This is a genomic window from Streptococcus sp. GMD6S (assembly GCF_000297015.1).
Window position 1 is genome coordinate 1 of record NZ_AJRH01000240.1, and the last position, 629, is coordinate 629.

At 33.5% G+C, this 629-nt stretch carries 1 protein-coding gene; it reads right to left on the reverse strand.

All coding sequences use genetic code 11. The annotated features are described in order from the left end of the window. On the reverse strand, positions 1 to 482 hold a 482-nt coding region (locus GMD6S_RS09925), incomplete at its 3' end, for a coiled-coil domain-containing protein (protein WP_000726986.1). Positions 483 to 629 lie beyond the last annotated feature (147 nt).

The window sequence follows — 629 nt, forward strand, 5'->3', positions numbered from 1 at the left end:
ATAGATTTCTTATCAGCTTTCTGTTGTTCCAACATTTTGTTGTTAGCTGATACAATCTCGCTCATGGCTGCAACACGTGAAATAGCTTCCGTAATTGATTTTGAGTTTACAATTGTATTGATGTAGCTAGTTGCAGCACCGTTTGTTTGTGCGCTACGTGCTTGTTTTTCCAAAGATTCATTACGAGCAACAATGTTCTTAGAGAGCTCTGTAATTTCTCCTTCAAGTTTTTTAGATTCAGCTTGTAGAGTTTCGTTCTCAGCTTCCAAGTTCGTTTGTTGAGTTTGGATAGCTGTAACTTGCGTTTGGATTTCATCTACTTGTTTTTGAGCTTCTTTTTGTTGAGCTGTCAAATTACTAATCTTACTATCTTGAGCAGCAATCTTTTCATCAGTTGTTTCAGCGTGGACAGTTGTCAATACCGCCGCTTGAGACACTAATACTGTACTTAATAAAAGTGACGCTAAGATTTTTTTCTTCATATTGTGTAGATACTCCTTCTATTTAAGACATTACTAGTATACCAAAAAAAGACATAATAAATATTACGCCTTTGTTACATTTTTATTTCTTTCTTATAGATAACATTTTTCAAAAATATATTGGAAAATAAGCATCCATAAAAAGTT